The organism is Neisseria leonii (assembly GCF_028776105.2).
In the GTDB taxonomy this organism is placed as follows: Bacteria; Pseudomonadota; Gammaproteobacteria; order Burkholderiales; family Neisseriaceae; genus Neisseria; species Neisseria leonii.
In genome coordinates this window covers 1,496,083-1,512,920 of sequence record NZ_CP145606.1, presented here as the reverse complement: position 1 = coordinate 1,512,920, position 16,838 = coordinate 1,496,083, and the positions used below count along the sequence as shown (strand labels likewise).

General features: G+C 58.8%; 14 protein-coding genes. 7 read left to right on the top strand and 7 right to left on the bottom strand.

Annotated features, from left to right (window positions below; genetic code table 11):
- Positions 1-38: 38 nt before the first annotated feature.
- Together ORY85_RS07195 and ORY85_RS07190 are read right to left on the bottom strand one after the other, a co-directional pair.
- A complete protein-coding gene (locus tag ORY85_RS07195; protein WP_274571936.1) occupies positions 39-1,202 on the bottom strand; it encodes an iron-containing alcohol dehydrogenase in 1,164 nt (387 codons plus the stop codon).
- A gap of 48 nt (positions 1,203-1,250) precedes the next feature.
- Positions 1,251-2,642 carry a GntP family permease gene (locus ORY85_RS07190; protein WP_274571935.1) on the bottom strand — a complete coding sequence of 464 codons (1,392 nt, stop codon included), beginning with the start codon at positions 2,640-2,642 and terminating at the stop codon, positions 1,251-1,253.
- 196 nt (positions 2,643-2,838) lie between these two features.
- Between ORY85_RS07190 and ORY85_RS07185 the strand changes: the two genes are divergently transcribed.
- On the top strand, positions 2,839-3,612 hold the full coding sequence (locus ORY85_RS07185) for an IclR family transcriptional regulator (protein ID WP_274571934.1): 774 nt from the start codon (positions 2,839-2,841) through the stop codon (positions 3,610-3,612).
- A gap of 307 nt (positions 3,613-3,919) precedes the next feature.
- Here ORY85_RS07185 and ORY85_RS07180 read toward each other — a convergent pair whose 3' ends face one another.
- The 4 genes from ORY85_RS07180 to ORY85_RS07165 form a co-directional block, all read right to left on the bottom strand.
- Positions 3,920-4,924 (bottom strand): sulfate ABC transporter substrate-binding protein, encoded by a 1,005-nt coding sequence (locus tag ORY85_RS07180; protein WP_274571933.1) that lies wholly within the window; start codon positions 4,922-4,924, stop codon positions 3,920-3,922.
- Between the two features lie 135 nt (positions 4,925-5,059).
- Positions 5,060-5,791, bottom strand: coding sequence for a TIGR00730 family Rossman fold protein (locus tag ORY85_RS07175; protein ID WP_274571932.1), 732 nt, complete (start codon positions 5,789-5,791; stop codon positions 5,060-5,062).
- A gap of 423 nt (positions 5,792-6,214) precedes the next feature.
- Positions 6,215-6,982: an ABC transporter permease gene (locus ORY85_RS07170; protein ID WP_274571931.1), complete on the bottom strand. Its 768-nt coding sequence runs from the start codon at positions 6,980-6,982 to the stop codon at positions 6,215-6,217.
- Complete coding sequence (locus ORY85_RS07165) at positions 6,979-7,878, bottom strand: ABC transporter ATP-binding protein (protein ID WP_274571930.1); 900 nt, start codon at positions 7,876-7,878, stop codon at positions 6,979-6,981. Before ORY85_RS07165 ends, ORY85_RS07170 begins: the two co-directional genes overlap by 4 nt.
- Positions 7,879-8,020: 142 nt before the next feature.
- On the opposite strand from ORY85_RS07165, the gene ORY85_RS07160 reads away from it, so the two are divergent.
- The 4 genes from ORY85_RS07160 (at position 8,021) to rsmG (ending at position 13,426) form a co-directional block, all read left to right on the top strand.
- Positions 8,021-9,025, top strand: coding sequence for a PTS transporter subunit IIC (locus tag ORY85_RS07160; protein ID WP_274571929.1), 1,005 nt, complete (start codon positions 8,021-8,023; stop codon positions 9,023-9,025).
- Between the two features lie 95 nt (positions 9,026-9,120).
- Positions 9,121-11,163 (top strand): M3 family metallopeptidase, encoded by a 2,043-nt coding sequence (locus ORY85_RS07155; protein ID WP_274571928.1) that lies wholly within the window; start codon positions 9,121-9,123, stop codon positions 11,161-11,163.
- A gap of 342 nt (positions 11,164-11,505) precedes the next feature.
- Entirely contained in the window at positions 11,506-12,609 is a 1,104-nt protein-coding gene (gene prfB, locus ORY85_RS07150) for a peptide chain release factor 2 (protein ID WP_274572002.1), read from the top strand.
- Between the two features lie 193 nt (positions 12,610-12,802).
- Positions 12,803-13,426 carry a 16S rRNA (guanine(527)-N(7))-methyltransferase RsmG gene (gene rsmG, locus ORY85_RS07145; RefSeq protein ID WP_274571927.1) on the top strand — a complete coding sequence of 208 codons (624 nt, stop codon included), beginning with the start codon at positions 12,803-12,805 and terminating at the stop codon, positions 13,424-13,426.
- A 77-nt stretch (positions 13,427-13,503) separates the two neighbouring features.
- Here rsmG and ORY85_RS07140 read toward each other — a convergent pair whose 3' ends face one another.
- Positions 13,504-13,992, bottom strand: coding sequence for a DUF4442 domain-containing protein (locus tag ORY85_RS07140; RefSeq protein ID WP_274571926.1), 489 nt, complete (start codon positions 13,990-13,992; stop codon positions 13,504-13,506).
- A 176-nt stretch (positions 13,993-14,168) separates the two neighbouring features.
- Between ORY85_RS07140 and ORY85_RS07135 the strand changes: the two genes are divergently transcribed.
- Positions 14,169-15,506 (top strand): pitrilysin family protein, encoded by a 1,338-nt coding sequence (locus ORY85_RS07135; RefSeq protein ID WP_274571925.1) that lies wholly within the window; start codon positions 14,169-14,171, stop codon positions 15,504-15,506.
- On the top strand, positions 15,493-16,821 hold the full coding sequence (locus ORY85_RS07130; RefSeq protein ID WP_274571924.1) for a pitrilysin family protein: 1,329 nt from the start codon (positions 15,493-15,495) through the stop codon (positions 16,819-16,821). Before ORY85_RS07135 ends, ORY85_RS07130 begins: the two co-directional genes overlap by 14 nt.
- Positions 16,822-16,838: the final 17 nt, after the last annotated feature.

Here is a 16,838-nt window from a genome sequence, read left to right as displayed (position 1 = left end):
GGCCGTCTGAAAATACGAAGCTCAAACCGGCAAAACGCTCACCAGAGCGAACGGTACAGCGCAACAATATCTTCTTTCGGCGGCACGCGCGGGTTATTGGCGGGCGAACCCGATGCCAGCGCCTGTTCGGCCATCGTTTCCACCACCGCCTCAAAATCGGCTTTGGCTACGCCGAATTCGGCCAAAGTCGGCACTTTCAACTCGCGGTTTAAGGCAATCAACTCATCAAGCAGTTTGCGGTTGGCCGTATCCGTATCGTCCGCCGTTCCTGCCGCACCGACGGCACGCGCGCAGTCGGCATACCGCTCCGGCGCGGCAGGCAGGGAATAGGCGGTAACGGCGGGCAGCAGCATGGCGTTCGACAAGCCGTGCGGCACATGGAAAAACGCGCCGATCGGACGGCTCATGCCGTGTACCAATGCCACCGATGCGTTATTGAACGCAATGCCTGCCAGTGTCGAACCCAGCATCATGGCTTCGCGGGCGGCACGGTTGCCGCCGTCGCGATAAGCCGTACGCAGATGACCGCCGATCAGGCGCATGGCAGCCAGTGCCTGCATATCGCTGTACAGGCCCGCTTTGCGGCTGACATAGGCTTCAACGGCATGGGTCAGCGCGTCGATACCGGTATCGGCGGTGGTGCGCGGCGGCACACTCAGGCTGAATGTGTAATCGACAATGGCGGCGGCAGGCATAAAGGCCGTACCGACACACAGCAGCTTTTCGCTGGCGGCATCATCGGTAATCACCGTTACCTTGCTGCACTCGGAACCCGTTCCCGCCGTAGTCGGTATGGCAATCAACGGCAGCGCGGCTTCGTTGACCTGACGCGGGAAGCAGTAATCGCGTATCGTGCCGCCGTATTTGCCCAATACGGCAATGGCTTTGGCACTGTCTATCGGGCTGCCGCCGCCCAATGCGATGATGAGGTCGTAGCCGCCGCCGCGCACCATTGCCGCCCCGTCCTCAATCGAAGCAGCCGTCGGCTCCGGCACAGTATCGTCGTACACATCGGCACCCAGCCCTGCTTCGTGCAGCAAGGTCAGTACCTGATCCGCATAACCCAACTGCACCATCGTTTTATCGGTAATCAGCAGCGGTTTGCTACCGCCCGCCGCCCGCACAAAATCGGGCAGTTTCGCGCAGGCTCCCTGTCCGATCTGCATCATGCGCGGCAGAATAACGGTTTGTGTAGTAGTCATGATTTTCTCCTCAGATGTAGGTACAGAGTCGGAAAGGCCGTCTGAAAATCAAAACGCACCCCACAGCGTACCGGCGGCAATCACCGCCGCTAACGCCGCCAGCGGTACCGCAACGGCCACGACAAAAATATCCAGATACGATTCTTTGTGGGTCAAACCGCAAATGGCCAGCATGGTGATGACCGCGCCGTTGTGCGGCAGTGCGTCCAAACCGCCCGATGCAATCGATGCCACACGGTGCATCAATTCCGGCGAAATACCGGCCTGCTGTGCCAACTGCATATAGGTTTCCCCCATCGCATTGAGCGCAATACTCATACCGCCCGATGCCGAACCGGTAATCCCCGCCATCACATTAATCACGACCGCTTCGGAAATCAGCGGGTTGTCCGGCGACAGGCCGACCATAAAGTCGCGCAGAATCACAAAACCGGCCAAAGAAGCAATAACCGATCCGTAACCCACTTCGGAAGCCGTGTTGAAAATCGGCAGCAGCGAACCCATGGCACCTTCATTAAGTGTTTTTTTCAAATTGCGCCAATATTTCAGGTTGGCAAACACCAAGATCAGACAGCCTGCCAGCAAAGCCGTGATAATCGCCCACAGACCCGATACCGCATTCAGCGAGGTCGCACCAAATTTCTTATCGGCCAGATAAGCCGTATCCATCATGGGAAAAACGAATTTGCTCAACACATAATTCAGCACAATCACGACCGCAATCGGCACCAGCGCCTGCCATAAAGCCGGCAGATGGCTGAAATCCTGTTCCCTGACACCGGCATCATCATGGCAACCGTAACCCTCGCCTGCCGCCAGCGCGCTTTTCAGACGGCGCTGCATCCACCATACGCCGCCCGCCAACATCACCGCTCCCGCCATCACACCCAAACCGGGTGCGGCAAAGGCGTCCGTCGCAAAATACGGCATCGGAATCGCATTCTGAATCGACGGCGTGCCCGGCATGGCTGTCATGGTAAACGTCAGCGCACCGACAGCAACCGCCCCCGGAATCAGGCGTTTCGGAATATCGATTTCCCGAAACAGCGCGGCGGCAATCGGATAAACGGCAAACGTTACAACAAATACCGATACCCCGCCGTAAGTCAGTACCGCCGACGCGGCAATAATCGACAACAGGGCTTTCTGCCTGCCGAAACGGTTTACCAGCGCATAAGCAATACTGTGCGCCGCACCCGAATCCTCCATCAGCTTGCCGAATACCGCACCCAACAGGAAAACCGGAAAAAACTTAACCGCAAACCCACCCATGCCCTGCATAAAGACCTGTGTGTAGGTTCCCAAAAGCTCGTTGCCCGGCGCGCCGAACACTACCGCCAGCATCGCCAAGAGCGGTGCCAATATCAGCACGCTGATGCCCCGATAGGCCAGATACATCAGCAGAAGCAGCGATAAGACAATGCCTGATAAGCTCAACATGATTCCCTCCTCCTCTTTTTATTTAATATTTTATAAATCGATACATTTTGTATCGATTTATAAAATATGGTAACCCGAATCAGAAGAGAAATGATTTTTTCTGATACCCTTCATCAGTTATTTTTTATATAATTGATTTTTAATGAAAATAACAAAACCGCTTGCAGAACTTACTATTGTTGATTGGATTTGAAAGATGGCTGGAAACAACCGCGAGCGCGGATCGTCGATTCTGCGCGTATTGGAAATTATCGAAGCGGTAGCCGCAGCCGGGCGGCCGCTTGCACCGCAGGATTTGATTCAGGACTTGGATATTCCCAAACCGAGCCTGCACCGCCTGCTGCAACTGCTGGAAAACGGACAGTTTATCCGTCAGGATATTCAGGGCGGTATCGTACCGGGGAGCCGCGCCCTGCGTCTAAGTGTCAATATCTGGCAAAACAGGCATTACAAAGCAGAACGCGAAGCCCTGTTGGGCGCACTGTCGGCAAAAATCGGCGAAACCTGCGGTATTACCGTGCCGCACGGCAATATGATGACTTATGCCGACCGTGTGCAGACCAACTGGCCGCTTCAAGTTTATCTGCCCAGCGGCACACAGGTTCCGCTCTACTGCACCGCAGGCGGCAAGCTCTATCTGAGTACGCTACCCGCCCACAAACGCCGCCGCCTGCTGGCGCACCTGCCGCTGACCCGCATGACGCAGAATACCTTATCCGCCCTGCCCGATTTGGAATACGATGTACGCCAGACGGAGCAGCGCGGTTATGGTGTGGATAATGAAGAATTTATCGCCGGCATGGTCGGCTTTGCCGTACCGGTGTACGACGGCAGCGGCCGGTTTACCGGCGGCCTCTACACCCATGCACCCACGATACGCAAGCGCCTGCCCGACCTGCTCGCCTTTCTGCCCGATATGCAGCAGGCTGCTCAGGAGCTGGGCAAACTGCTGTTTGAACTGCAAGACTAAGGGGCAAAACGCCAAGCAGACCGTCTGAAAACGAGCGAAGCGAGTTTCTGCGGAGCTAAAACGCAGTTTCTGCGCAGCTAAAACAGTGCGCAGCTGAAACAGGCAAAGAGCGTTTCTGCGCACGGAAACTGCGCCGGCCAGGTATCCGAATCCGACAACATCGGTTTTTTATCGATGCAGCAGGATTCGATAATCCGACCTACGTCTGTCATGCAGGCCGTCTGCAAACGCATTTTCTGCTGTTTTGGCTTCACAGACAATTGCCCCTGTCTTTCAGACGGCCTGTTGTACAGGCGGGGCACGCAGGCTATGGCGTGCGGCTGCGGGTATACAGCCGGTCGAACAGTGCGCCGTCGGCGAAAAACTGCTGCATGATGTTCTGCCATGAGCCGAACAGTTCGTCGGCCCGGAAGGTTTCGACCGGCGGGAAATCGGCAGCGTAGGCGGCGCGCACGCCGGGGTCTGCGGGGCGCAGGCTGTTGCGGGCGGCCAGTTCCTGTGCCGGTTTCGTCCACAGGCCGTTCAGGTAGGCTTCGGCCGCTTTGCGGGTGCCGCGCTTGTCCGCAACGCTGTCCACAACGGCTACGGGGCTGTTGATGGCGACGGAATAACTCGGATAAACAACCTCGTAGCCTGCATCGGAGAATTGGCGGGCGGTGTGTTTCAGTTCATTTTCGGCGTTGATTAACACATCGCCGATTTCCCGTTGGATAAAGGTGGTGGTGGCCGCGCGGCCGCCGTTTTCCAGCACGGCCACATTGGCCAGCAGCCGCTGCGTCTGTGCCTGTGCGGCCGCTTCATTGCCGCCGTGCTGTTTCAGCGCGGCACCGTAGGCGGCCAGAAAGGCATAGCGGCCGTTGCCCGAAACTTTCGGATTGGCTATAACAATCTGCACGCCGTCGCGGGATAAATCCGCCCAGTCGCGGATCTGCTTCGGATTGCCTTTGCGCACCAGAAAGACGGTGGTGCTGGTGAACGGGACGGCACGGTTGGGGAATGCCTGCGCCCAGTCGGGCTTGACCAGACCTTTCTGCACCAGCAGCTCGATGTCGGATTCCTGATTCAGGGTCACGACATCGGCCGCCAGGCCGTTGGCGACGGCCAGAGCCTGTTTGCTGGAACCGCCGTGCGACTGTTTGACCGTACCCGCCTGCGGGTTGGCCGTCTGAAACAGCGGGTTGTAGTCTTTGAAGAAGTCGCGCGAAACATCGTAGGACACGTTCATCAGGCCGCTGTCGGCGGCGGGTGCGGCGGATTCGGGCGTGCAGGCGGACAACAAAAAAGCGGCAAGCAGGAGGGACAGGCGGCGCATGGCGGTTTCCTTGAAAACGGTATGCGCCGACTGTACGGATTGCGGCTGTAAAAGAGAAAGAATCTTTGGCTATGTGGCGGACGGTTTTGGTTATATTGCCGAAAAAACACGCCGTGGCGGCGTGTATGCGGACATTTAGAGACCCAGTTCCCAATCCGATTCGGGCGAGATGCAGAAACCGCCCGCGCATTGCTCGTAGTGGGCGAAGATTTTGGCGATGATTTCGTCTTCGTCGTCAATGATTTCAAACAGATCCAAATCGCCCGGGCTGATCAGTCTGCGTGTCAGCAGTTGGCTGCGTATCCAGTCGACCAGCCCCTGCCAGAAACTGCGTCCCACCAGAATAACGGGGCGCAGCGGGATTTTTCCGGTTTGAACCAGTGTCAGACTTTCAAACAGCTCGTCCAGCGTGCCGAAGCCGCCGGGCATGACGACATAGGCCACCGCGTGTTTGACAAACATGACTTTGCGCGGGAAAAAGTGCTGGAAATTGACCGACAAATCCTGATAGGTGTTGGCACTCTGTTCGTGCGGCAGTTCGATGTTCAGGCCGACGGCGGGGCTTTTGCCCGCGTGCGCGCCTTTGTTGGCCGCTTCCATAATGCCGGGGCCGCCGCCGGAAATCACGCTGAAACCCGCGTCGGAGAGCTTGCGTGACAGGCGTTCGGTAAGCAGGTAGTCGGGGTGGTCGGCCGGCGTGCGCGCGCTGCCGTAAATGCTGACGGCAGGCTGGATGGCACGCAGCTCTTCGCCCGCTTCGACAAATTCCGACAGGATTTTCAGCAGGTGGTAGCTTTCTTTCGACCAGATTTCGCGGCGCGTGCCGTCGGTGAGCATGGGGGAGGGGAGTTTTTGTTGCAGGGACATAATGGCGGTTCGGTTGTGGATGGCGGTTTTTTTATAACCCGATTCGGCTGCCGGTGCAAGCGGCAGGCCGTCTGAAAATAGTGCGCAGCACTATTTCTGCAAAGCTAAAACGCAGTTGCTGGCAAGCTAAACCCGCCGTCCTTGTTTTGGCTTCGCCGGAAACGGCATGGTGCGCCGTTTCCGTTCCGCATGTTGGTGATGCAGAGACCCGCTTTGCCCGTTTTGCTGTACAGAAACGACACGTCTCGCGGTTTTCGTTTCGCAGAAATAGCGCTGCGTACTATTTTCAGACGGCCAGTGTGCGCCGACAGAGGGTAGGGATGCAGGCCGGATTCCCACATCCGGCATCGATAACGAGCGGTATTGCCGGATTCGGACAACGGCAGACGGTTCGGCTTTCAGACGGCCTGTACAGGGGCGGGGTCAGCCGCGCAGTTTCCAGCCCGATCGGATCAGCATAAAGGCGGTCAGGCCGGCTGCGGCGGCGAAGGCGGCAACGATGCCCAGCGACAGCCACGGCGAGGTGTCGGATACGCCGAAAAAGCCGTAGCGGAAGCCGTCTATCATATAGAAAACCGGGTTGGCGAGGCTGACGGTCTGCCAGAAAGGCGGCAGGCTCTGTATCGAGTAGAAAACGCCGGAAAGAAAGGTCAGCGGCATAATCAGGAAGTTCTGGCAGGCGGCAAGCTGGTCGAAACTTTCCGCCCAAATGCCGGTTATCAGGCCGAGCGAAGCCATCAGCAGGCAGCCGAGCAGGGCAAAGGCCGCGATAAAGAGCGGGTGGGCGGGCGGCGGCAGGCCGAACCAGGCGGTAGCCGCCACAATGCCCGCACCCACCAGCAGGCCGCGCAGGATGCCGGCGGCCGCATAGGCGGTAAAAAAGGCGGCGGGCGAAATCGGCGGCAGCAGAATGAACACCAGATTGCCGGTGATGCGCGACTGAATCAGGCTGGATGAGGCGTTGGCAAAAGCGTTCTGCATCATGCTCATCATGGCCAGGCCGGGAATCAGGAATACGCCGTAAGAGACACCCGGCAGGGCATCGACGTGTTTGCCCAGTGCCTGGGCGAAGATGAGCTGGTAGAGCAGCGCGGTCAGCACGGGCGCGCCCAGCGTCTGCTGCCAGACTTTGCCGAAGCGCAGCATTTCTTTGCGCAGCAGGGTGGTGAAGCCGGTCAATGGTCGGGTCATGAATCTGCTCCTGTCAGGCGGACGAAGACTTGTGCCAAATCGTTTTCCAAAATCTGTACCTGCCGCACGTTGATGCCTGCCGAACGCAGGTCGGCCAATACGGCGGCCAGTTGGTTGTAATCGTCCAGCAGCAGGGTGTATTCGAGGCCGTCTGAAACGGCGGCTTTGCCCTGCCGGAGTGGCGGCAGCGGCGCGTCCGTCAGCAGGCGGACGCGCACTTCGCTGCTGTGCAGCAGGTTTTCCGTGGCATCGAGCGCGGCCAGCCGTCCCTGTTTGAGTACGGCGATGCGCGAGCAGTTGTCCTGTGCTTCTTCCAGATAATGCGTGGTGAGAATGATGGTATGGCCCTCGCGGTTGAGCCGGCGCATAAACGCCCATAAGCTGTGGCGCAGTTCCACGTCCACGCCGGCGGTCGGTTCGTCCAGTACAATGACGGGCGGGCGGTGTACCAGTGCCTGTGCCACCATCACCCGCCGCTTCATGCCGCCGGAGAGCCGCCGCGTGTTGGTATCGGCTTTGTCGGCCAGTCCCAGTTCGGACAATAATTCGTCTATCCAGTCGTCGTTGCGGCGCAGGCCGAAGTAGCCCGATTGCAGGCGCAGGGTTTCGCGTACGGTGAAAAACGGGTCGAACACCAGTTCCTGCGGCACCACGCCCAGACTCATGCGCGCTTCGCGGGCGTGTTTCTGCACGTCGAAGCCCATGACTTCGATGCGGCCGCCGCTGAGGCGGTTCAGTCCCGCCATGGCGGAGATCAGGGTGGTTTTGCCTGCGCCGTTGGGGCCGAGCAGGGCGAAGAACTCGCCCTGCCGTACATCGAAACTGATGCCGTGCAGGGCGGTAAAGCCGTTGGCGTAGGTTTTCTGTGCCTGACAGATGCGGAGGGCGTGTGTCATAAGGTCGGCGGCGGTACGAAGTAAGGGAAAACCGCATTATATCTTGTCCGCAGGCGGAAAATAAGGGATAGAATGAGCGGTGCGCGCATCACGGGGCGGCGGGCCGTTCAGACGGCCTCGGCGGCCGGGACAGGAGGATCGTATGAAAGCATTTTTACAGGCCAGAAATATTGAATTCAGCGTGCAGCGTTACGCGGTCGAAGCGGTCAATTTGATGGCTTTGGGACTGTTTGCGTCGCTGATTGTCGGGCTGATTCTGAAATCGGCGGGTACGGGTTTGGGGCTGCCCTGGCTGGTGCAGGCAGGGGCGCAGGCGCAGGGCGCGATGGGGGCGGCAGTCGGTTTGGCGGTTGCGTATGCCTTGAAAGCCCCGCCTTTGGTGCTGTTTGCGGCGGCGGCCACCGGTTTGGCGGGCGCGGCTGCGGGCGGGCCTGCGGGCTGTTTTTTGGCAGCGGCCGCCGGTACGGAGGCAGGCAAGCTGGTCAGTAAAACCACGCCGGCCGATATGATTGTTACCCCTGCGGCCGCCCTGCTTGCGGGTTTGGCGGCCGCCCAGTTTGCCGGCCCGCTGGTCGGCTCGGCCATGACGGCGGCAGGGGGCATGATTGCCGCTGCGGTGGATTGGCAGCCGGTGCTGATGGGCATGGCGGTTGCTGTGGTGATGGGTATGCTGCTGACGCTGCCGCTGTCGAGCGCGGCGGTGGCGGTTGCGCTGTCCCTGGACGGTACGGCGGCGGGTGCGGCTACGGCGGGCGGCTGTGCGCAGATGGTGGGCTTTGCCGTTTTGGGTTTCCGCGACAACGGCTGGGGCGGCGTACTCAGTCAGGCCTTGGGAACCAGTATGCTGCAAATGCCCAATATCGTGAAAAATCCGTTCATTTGGCTGCCGCCTACGCTGGCCGGTGCGGCAGGCGGCAGTCTGGCGGCCGTTTTGGGGATGGAAAACGTCCCTTACGGCGCGGGCATGGGCAGCAGCGGACTGGTCGGGCAGATGGGCACGCTGGAAGCCATGGGCAATTCTGCCGGTGTCTGGCTGATGATGCTTCTGCTGCATTTCGTGCTGCCCGCGCTGCTGACTTGGCTGATTGCCCTGCCGCTGCGCCGCAGCGGGCGGATTCGGGCTGGCGATTTGAAGCTGGGGGCTTGAAGTCGGCCGCCTTGACCCCCATAGGCGGGAGATGTTTTTCCAACCTGATGATGCGGACGGCGGTTAAGGCCGTCTGAAAACCAGCGAGACTGACGATGATACAGAATACATTATTGAATTTGGGCGACGAGCCGCGTTTTCACGAAATCCGCACGGCAGACATCCGTCCGGCCATGGAGCAGGCGATGGCCGAAGCACGTGCTGCCATTGCGGCGGTTAAGGCGCAGGCGCAGGCCGATTGGGCGAATACGGTGGAAGTTTTGACGGATACGACTGAACGGGTCGGCCGTATTTGGGGCGTGGTATCGCATTTGAACGCGGTGGCCGATACGCCCGAGCTGCGTGCCGAATACAATGCACTGATGCCCGAAGTAACCGAATTTTTCACCGAAATCGGCCAAGATATCGAATTGTACGCGCGCTTTAAAGCGATTCGCGCTTCGGCGGCATTCGACAGGCTCGATGCGGCGCAGCAGACCAAGCTGGAACACGATTTGCGCGGTTTTGTGCTGGCCGGTGCGGAACTGGACGGGGCGGCACAGGCGGAATTTGCCGCACTGCAAACCGAATCGGCACAATTGGGCGCGCAGTTTGCCCAGAATGTGTTGGACGCCACCGATGCGTTCGCGCTCTACCTACCCGATGACGGCCGTCTGAACGGTTTGACCGACGACGAAAAAGCCATGTTTGCCGCCGCCGCTGCCGCCGAAGGCAGAGAAGGTTATAAAATCGGTTTGCAGATGCCGCATTATCTGGCGGTAATGAAGCATGCCGACGACCGCGCTCTGCGTGCCGAAATCCACCGTGCCTATCTGTCGCGCGCCAGCGATTTGGGCGAAGAACGTTTCGACAATACGGCGAACATCACGCGGATGCTGCACATCGCGCAGCGCGAAGCCGATCTGCTCGGTTTTGCCAATTATGCCGAATTGTCGCTGTATACCAAAATGGCCGACAGCCCCGAGCAGGTTTTGGCTTTCCTGCGCGATTTGTCCGCGCGCGCCAAACCGCACGGCCTGGCCGAGGCGGCCGAACTGATGGCGTTTGCGCGTGAAAAATTAGCCATTGCCGATCCGCAGCCGTACGACCTGACCTATGCTGCGGAAAAACTGCGTGAAGCCAAATATGCGTTTAACGAAAACGAAGTCAAACGCTATTTCCCGGCCGATAAAGTGCTGGCAGGGCTGTTTGCTCAAATCCACACGCTTTACGGCGTGAACTTTATCGAAAAAAGCGTCCCCGTCTGGCACCCCGACGTGCGCTATTACGAGCTGGAAAAAGGCGGTGCGCTGATCGGCGGCGTGTATCTGGATCTGTACGCCCGCGAAGGCAAGCGCGGCGGCGCATGGATGAACGATTACCGCGGCCGCCGCCGATTTGTTTCCGGTGCCAAAGCGGGGCAGGTGCAGACACCGGTGGCGTATCTGGTGTGCAACTTCACGCCGCCTGTGGGCGGCCGTCCCGCTTATTTGAGCCACGACGAAATCGTTACCCTGTTTCACGAAATGGGGCACGGCCTGCACCATCTGCTCACGCGCATCGACGAATTGGGCGTGTCGGGCATCAACGGCGTGGAGTGGGACGCGGTGGAGCTGCCCAGTCAGTTTATGGAAAACTTCTGCTGGGAGTATGATGTACTGGCCGCCATGTCGGCGCACGAAACAGACGGCCGCCCGCTGCCGCGCGAACTGTTCGACAAAATGCTGGCGGCGAAAAATTTCCAAGTCGGCATGTTTCTGGCGCGCCAAATCGAATTCGGCCTCTTTGATATGCTGATTTACAGCCGCAGCGGCGGTACGCGGCCGCTGGATTGGGCAAAGGTTTTGGATGAAGTGCGTGCCGAAGTGGCGGTGGTGCCGCAGTCGGACTACAACCGTTTCGCGCACAGCTTCGGCCATATTTTTGCCGGCGGTTACGCGGCAGGGTATTACAGTTATGCGTGGGCGGAGGTGTTGAGTGCCGATGCTTATGCCGCGTTTGAGGAGGGCGGCGACGTGAAGGCCGCCGGTACCAGATTCTGGAACGAGATTCTGGCCGTGGGCGGCAGCCGTCCGGCGGCTGAATCGTTCAAAGCCTTCCGCGGGCGCGAACCGCAGCCGGACGCGCTGCTGCGCCATTTGGGTTTGAATGCCGCCTGAATCGGTGAGGCCGTCTGAAACCTGAACCACAGCGTAGGTCGGATTCGAGAATCCGACACCGTTATGAGGCATGTGTCGGCGGCACAGAAAACCGCTGCTCCGTTTCAGACGGCCTTTGTGTATCAGCCGCCCCGTAGGTCGGATTCTTGAATCCGACGATTTCCATACCCCCTCGGCTCGGTTGTCGGATACAAGTATCCGACCTACGTCTGAAAAAAACGTACAGGTTCGTTTCAGCTCCGCAGAAACGGTGCAGCGCACCGTTTTCAGACGGCCTTTTCTAGGAAAAAGGCGGCAAATCCCGTACAATGTCCGGCTGAATTTTACAGACAGAAGAACATGATGGAAGCTGAAATTATCAATCAGTTGAACAACACCTTAAACGACTTGGAAACCCGCAGTACCGACATCCGCGCCTATATGGATTATCAGGGCAAAAAAGAGCGGCTGGAAGAAGTGGTCGGTCTGTCGGAAGATCCCGATTTGTGGAACGATCCGAAAAAAGCGCAGGAAATCGGCAAAGAGCGCAAAATGCTGGAAGACATTGTGCTGACGCTGGACAGCATCGCCACCGGTATCGAAGACAACCGCATGTTGATTGAGATGACGGTGGAAGAGGGCGACGAAGCAGGATTTGCCGCTGTGCAGGAAGATGTGGCCGCTTTGGAAGCCAAGATGGCCGAGCTGGAATTCAAGCGCATGTTCAACCAGCCTGCCGATGCCAACAACTGCTTTATCGATATTACGGCCGGTGCGGGCGGCACGGAAGCGGAAGACTGGGCGGGTATGCTGCTGCGTATGTACAGCCGCTACGGCGAGCGCAAAGGCTTCAAAGTCGAGATTCTGGAGGAAGATGAAGGAGAAATCGCGGGCATCAACCGCGCCACCATCCGCTTGGAAGGCGAATATGCCTACGGCCTGCTGCGCACCGAAACCGGCGTACACCGTCTGGTGCGTTATTCGCCTTTCGATTCCAACAACAAACGCCATACTTCGTTTGCTTCGGTATTCGTGTATCCCGAAGTGGACGACTCCATCGAAATCGAAATCAACCCCGCCGATTTGCGCATCGACACCTACCGCGCATCGGGCGCGGGCGGCCAGCACATCAATAAAACAGACTCTGCTGTGCGCATCACCCACGAGCCGACGGGCATCGTCGTGCAGTGTCAGAACGACCGTTCGCAACACGCCAACAAGGCCGCTGCGATGGAAATGCTGCGTTCCAAACTGTTTGAACTGGAAATGCGCAAGCGCAACGAAGAGAAACAGGCTTTGGAAGAAGGCAAAAGCGATGTCGGCTGGGGCAGCCAGATCCGTTCGTATGTGCTGGACTCTTCGCGCATCAAGGATTTGCGCACCGGATACGAAGTCGGCAACACCAAAGCCGTGCTCGACGGCGATTTGGACGGCTTTATCGAAGCGAGCCTGAAACAGGGTGTTTGACGGCGGGAACAGGTCGTCTGAAAACGGGTAGGTCGGATTCTCGAATCCGACAATATTCTGTGCATTTTCAGACGGCCTTTGTGCGGACATGAATCATATTCCCGCCCGATGTGTAAAGATTTCACACCGACTCCTTGCGGTTTTGGGCTAACATTGCCCTGATGTCGGACAAAGCAAGATTCAGGAAAACAGAATGGACAACAAACAGCAACTGCAAAACGGTTTGCAGGAAATGGGTTTGACGCTGGGTACCGCGCAACAATTGCTGCTGCTCGAATATGTGGCGTTGCTGAAAAAGTGGAACCGTACTTACAACCTTACCGCCCTGCGCGACGAAAACAAAATGATCAGCCACCACATTCTCGACAGCCTGACCCTGCTGCCGTATGTGGCCGGTGCCCAAACTTTGATGGACGTAGGCTCGGGCGGCGGAATGCCCGGCATTCCCACCGCCATCTGCCGCCCTGATCTGCACATCACCCTGCTCGATGCCAACACCAAAAAAACCACTTTCCTGCAACAGGCAGTGATTGAGCTGGGTTTGACCAATGTAACCGTGGCGGCCGGAAGGGTGGAAGCCATGCACGACAAAAAAGTCGATGTTGTGACCAGCCGCGCGTTTGCCGAACTGGCCGACTTTATCGCGCTCACCAAACACCTGCTGAACGAAAACGGCTATTGGGCGGCGATGAAGGGCGTGTATCCCTATGAAGAACTGGAACAGCTGCCGGCCGATGTCGAAGCGTTCAAAGTGGAAAAACTGTTTGTGCCGCAGCTGGATGCAGACCGCCATATGGTGCTGATGCGGCCGAAATAAGCACCGGTGTGCATCGTGTGAAAAATCCCCGAAACGGTTTGTCTGTTTCGGGGATTTTGTCTGTCCGGCAAGCGGCATCAGCCGCGCGGCAGCCATGCCCAAGTCATTTCAATTTCTACCGGCTGTTCGCCGTCCTCATCATACACGCGGCAGGGAACTGTCATATTGCCGCGTTCTTCGGCCGCGATGACCGCCGCCCGCGCTTCACTCAATTTGGCAACCGCATACAGATTGCCGCTGCTGCGGCGCGTATAGCGGATATTCATGCTTTTGCACACAATCATCTTGTCGTCGGGCGTGTTGAGCATGGTGACAAAACCCGTTGCGGTTTCGGCCAGCAATGCGGTGACGCAGGCGTGAACACTCTGAATATGGTTCTGCACTTCGGGGCGGTTGTCTACGCTGACACGCACTTCGTCTTGACGCAGCACGTCAAAGCGCGTGCCGACCGTGTTCAGAAACGGCACTAATTGATTCATGGCGGCGGTTTGCGCGGCGGCGCGTTCGGTTTCGTCCAAGTGGGAAAGGGCGGCGAGTTGGCGGGTGATTCGGTTTTCGGTGCGCATGGCGGCTCCTGTTCGGGCAGAGTGGGTACGGAGACTTATCATAACCCCTTAGCGCTGTTTTGCGGGCGGGATTTTAGTGCAAATATTCTCCATATCGTCTGAACGGGCATTTCAGACGGCCTTTCGGCAGGACAGTCTGCGTGTGCTATGATAGGGCAGTCCGGAAAGGGGTAATTATGTTGAAACATATAGTGGTTCTGCTGGCCTGTGCGGCAGCCGTTTCTGCCGCGCAGGCCGAAACGCGCCAAGCGGTGCTGGGCAACGGTATGAAGATATTGGTGAAAGAAGACCGGCGCGCGCCGGTGGCGGCCGTGCGCCTGTGGTACCGCGTGGGCAGTGTGGATGAAGAGGCGGGCAAGACCGGTCTGAGTCATGCGCTGGAACATATGATGTTCAAAGGAACGCCGTCTGTGCCTTCGGGCGAGTACAGCCGCCGCGTGGCGGCGCTGGGCGGCGACAATAATGCGTACACCACCCGCACCGATACGGTCTATACCGCCGATTTGGCAGTGAAAAATCTGCGCGAAGTGTTGCAGATGGAGGCCGACCGTATGGTCAACCTCAATTTCAGCGACCGCGATTTCGAGAACGAAATGAAGGTGATCCGCGAAGAACGCCGCTGGCGGGTGGAGGATAATCCGTTCGGCAAACTGAATGAGGCGGCGATGCGCCGTCTGTGGCACAAACCGTACAACCAAGTCAGCGTGATCGGCGAAATGGCCGACCTGCACGCGCTGACTGCCGAAGATTTGCGCGCGTGGTACCGCAAATGGTATGCGCCCAACAATGCCATGCTGGTGATTGTCGGCGATGTCGATGCGGCGCAGACGGTTCGGACGGCCGCCGAGATATTCGGCAAGATTCCCGCGCGCGCCCTGCCCGAGCGGCGGGATGATTATGAAGCGGTTCAGGCGGCCAAAGCAGGGAAAGGCGTCGTGTATTCCGTTACTGCTCAACCGGTGTTAAGCCTCAATTGGCGCGTACCGAAAATGCAGTCGGTTCAAGATGATGCGGGCTATGCGCTGTCGATGCTCGGCATGGTGCTCAGCGGTACCGATTCGGCGCGTTATGAACGCAAACTGGTGCGCGGCGACAGTCTGGCTTTGGGCGTATCGGCAGGCGGCAGCGGATACGGGCGTAAAAACGCGCTGTTTGCCGTGACGGCGATGCCCAACGGCGGTGTCAGTGTCGAACAGTTGAAAACGCGCCTGTTGGCGGAAATCCGCGATATTGCCGATAAGGGGGTGAGCCGCGAAGAATTGGCACTGATACGCGGCTCCTTGGAGAGCGGGAAAATTCTGGCCAAAGATTCGGTGCGCACGCAGGCTGATTTACTGGGCGAAGACGAGCAAAACGGCTTCGGCCACCAATACGAGGAAACCATGCTGCGCCGCCTGTTGGCGGTCACGCCGCAGCAGGTAAAGCAGGCGGCGCGGATGCTGCTGGCACGCCCTTACAGCGAAACCGTGCTGCTGCCCAATTTATCCGGGGAGACCGCCCATGAGACGCAATAAACCGTTTTTACATTCGGCCGCGCGCATACTGCTGACGGCTGTCCTGATATGGGGTTTTCAGACGGCCTCTGCCTTGGATATCCAACGCTGGCAGACCCCCGAAGACAACACGCTGACCCTGTCGGAGCGCCACGAACTGCCTACCGTGCATCTGCGCGTGGTATTCAAAGGCGCGGGAACGGCAGCCGGTGCGCAGCCGGATCTGGGGGGCGCAGTGGCCGCTATGCTGGTGTACGGTACGCAGAAATACAGCGAAGACGCATTGCGCGATGAGAGCAACCGTCTGGGCATCAGTATCGATGCGTCGGCCGGCACCGAAAACAGCGCGGTAACGCTGGTATCGCTCAGCCGTCCCGACACCTTAAACGCTGCTGCCGACCTGCTGAACGAGGTTTTGGTACGGCCGGTGTTCGATGCCGCCGTCTGGGCACGGGAACAGCGGCAGGCCGTAACCGCGCTCAAACAAAGCGAGCAGTCGCCGTCGTTTCTGGCCGACCGTGCCGCCACCCTGCTCAATTACGGCAGCCACCCCTATGCCAACGGCGCACGCAGCAGCGAGGCCGGCATTCTGGGATTGAGCCGCGACGACTTGGCCGCCTTCCACCGCCGCTTCTACCGCCGCGACAATGCGTATGTGTCGGTAGTGGGTGATGTAACGCGCGAGCAGGCCGAAGCCTTGGCCGGACGGATTCTGCGCGGCCTGCCCCGACAGTCTGACGGAGTGCGGCAGGCAGTGCCGGAAGTGGTACGGCAGGCAGGCCGTGAGCAGCGTATTCCGTTTGCCGATAAAGAACAGGCAACCGTGGTCATGAGTATGCCGCTGCTGGGCATTGACGACCCCGACCGCATCGCGCTGACCGTAGGCAACTACATTTTGGGCGGGGGCGGTTTCGACAGCCGTCTGATGAAAATCCTGCGCGATCAAGAAGGCTTGGTGTACGGCGTGTCCAGCAGCATGAGTCCGCTGGCCGAAAAAGGGCCGTTTACCGTGTCGTTTACCACCCAAAAGGGCGGGGCAGACCGTGCGCTGGCCGTAGCGCGGCGGGTACTGGCCGATTTTGCCGCTCAGGGGCCGACAGAGGCCGAATTGCAGCAGGCGAAAAACTATCTGATCGGCAGCCACCCGCTGCGCTTCGATACCAACGCCAAAGTGCTGCCGCACACTTCGTCGGTCGGCGTGTATCAGCTGCCGACCGACCGTTTCGACCGCTATCCGCAGGAAGTGGCGGATCTGACCGCCGACGAAATCCGCCGCGTGTGGCAGCGTCGGGTGGACCCGAGCCGTATGAACGCAGTATTGGTCGGCGCGCAGTAGGCGGGATTCAGACGGCC

Bases quoted from the DNA above. Each gene is read 5' to 3' on its own strand.
- ORY85_RS07130 (WP_274571924.1), top strand. From the start codon at position 15,493: ATGAGACGCAATAAACCGTTTTTACATTCGGCCGCGCGCATACTGCTG.
- ORY85_RS07190 (WP_274571935.1), bottom strand. From the start codon at position 2,642: ATGTTGAGCTTATCAGGCATTGTCTTATCGCTGCTTCTGCTGATGTAT.
- ORY85_RS07175 (WP_274571932.1), bottom strand. From the start codon at position 5,791: ATGTCCCTGCAACAAAAACTCCCCTCCCCCATGCTCACCGACGGCACG.
- ORY85_RS07140 (WP_274571926.1), bottom strand. From the start codon at position 13,992: ATGCGCACCGAAAACCGAATCACCCGCCAACTCGCCGCCCTTTCCCAC.
- ORY85_RS07155 (WP_274571928.1), top strand. From the start codon at position 9,121: ATGATACAGAATACATTATTGAATTTGGGCGACGAGCCGCGTTTTCAC.
- ORY85_RS07135 (WP_274571925.1), top strand. From the start codon at position 14,169: ATGTTGAAACATATAGTGGTTCTGCTGGCCTGTGCGGCAGCCGTTTCT.
- rsmG (WP_274571927.1), top strand. From the start codon at position 12,803: ATGGACAACAAACAGCAACTGCAAAACGGTTTGCAGGAAATGGGTTTG.
- prfB (WP_274572002.1), top strand. From the start codon at position 11,506: ATGGAAGCTGAAATTATCAATCAGTTGAACAACACCTTAAACGACTTG.
- ORY85_RS07195 (WP_274571936.1), bottom strand. From the start codon at position 1,202: ATGACTACTACACAAACCGTTATTCTGCCGCGCATGATGCAGATCGGA.
- ORY85_RS07185 (WP_274571934.1), top strand. From the start codon at position 2,839: ATGGCTGGAAACAACCGCGAGCGCGGATCGTCGATTCTGCGCGTATTG.
- ORY85_RS07160 (WP_274571929.1), top strand. From the start codon at position 8,021: ATGAAAGCATTTTTACAGGCCAGAAATATTGAATTCAGCGTGCAGCGT.
- ORY85_RS07165 (WP_274571930.1), bottom strand. From the start codon at position 7,878: ATGACACACGCCCTCCGCATCTGTCAGGCACAGAAAACCTACGCCAAC.
- ORY85_RS07180 (WP_274571933.1), bottom strand. From the start codon at position 4,924: ATGCGCCGCCTGTCCCTCCTGCTTGCCGCTTTTTTGTTGTCCGCCTGC.
- ORY85_RS07170 (WP_274571931.1), bottom strand. From the start codon at position 6,982: ATGACCCGACCATTGACCGGCTTCACCACCCTGCTGCGCAAAGAAATG.